Source organism: Corallococcus sp. AB049A (genome assembly GCF_003668885.1).
GTDB classification, from domain to species: domain Bacteria; phylum Myxococcota; class Myxococcia; order Myxococcales; family Myxococcaceae; genus Corallococcus; species Corallococcus interemptor.
Genome location: NZ_RAWL01001141.1, coordinates 1 through 440, shown reverse-complemented (window position 1 = coordinate 440; position 440 = coordinate 1). Strand labels below are relative to the sequence as shown.

General features: G+C 70.9%; 1 protein-coding gene. It reads right to left on the bottom strand.

Translation table 11 applies throughout. From position 1 onward, the window contains the following. A partial coding sequence (locus D7X55_RS46570) for a hypothetical protein (RefSeq protein ID WP_199747426.1) occupies positions 1-440 on the bottom strand: 440 nt, incomplete at both ends.

Genomic DNA, 440 nt, shown 5'->3' with positions numbered 1-440 from the left:
CGACCGGTGCAGCCAGCAGTGCATGCAGGGCCGCATCGTCGAAGTGCGGGGGCAGCTGGCGCTGGCGCTGGCGTTGTGGAAGTGCGCCCTCCTGCAGCCACAGCACCTGCAGCGCATCGTCGTCACCACGTTCACTCAGCGCCAGCTGCAGCGTGGCCTCACCGTTGCGGCGTGCGCGGGCATCGACCAGCAGCCATGCCGGTGCCGGTTGTCCGGGCCGCGCGGGAGCGCGCAGGCGCTCGACCACGGCATCCAGCTGTGCCAGCACCTGCACCTGCAGCCCATGGTGGGCGGCGATGCGCTCGATACGTGCCTGCAGCGTTGCATCGGCACTGAACAGCAGCAGCGGTGCCGGTGCGCGCGCCATCGCCGGCAGGTCGCCAGCGACCTTCAGCAGCGGGATCTCGAACCAGAAGGTTGCGCCCTGGCCCGGCGTGGAG